A 384-nucleotide genomic window follows, 5' to 3' on the forward strand; every position below is an offset into this window, starting at 1 on the left:
CCGGCACAAATACCCTGAATACAGCGAACATCAACTTCAGCGAAGTGGATACAGTCAATGCGGGTTCGGGCAGTAACCGCCTGGCGGGCTCGGATGGTGAGGACAGGTTCGAAATTACCGGCCTGAATGCGCTGATGGCCAATGATATTGCCTTTAATGGTATCAGCAGCGTTGATGCCCTTGACGGTATCGACACGGTCAACGGAGCCGAAGGTGCCGAGTGGTTACTGACTGGTAATAATTGGGAAGCCAGCAACAACGGCATCGCCTTTTTCAATGTAGAAACCCTTACCGCCACCAATGCCACCCTGCTGGGTACTGCCGACAGCGATACCTTTACCCTGGGTGCCGGCGGTGAGGTGGAAACCTATGAAATGCGCTTTA

1 protein-coding gene is annotated in these 384 nt (G+C 53.6%); it reads left to right on the forward strand.

The features are described from left to right. Positions 1 to 384, forward strand: a 384-nt coding sequence (locus tag Q1A48_RS21430; RefSeq protein ID WP_299948914.1) for a hypothetical protein, incomplete at both ends; no start/stop codon positions are given.

The sequence above is a fragment of the uncultured Microbulbifer sp. genome (assembly GCF_947489355.1).
In the GTDB taxonomy this organism is placed as follows: Bacteria; Pseudomonadota; Gammaproteobacteria; order Pseudomonadales; family Cellvibrionaceae; genus Microbulbifer.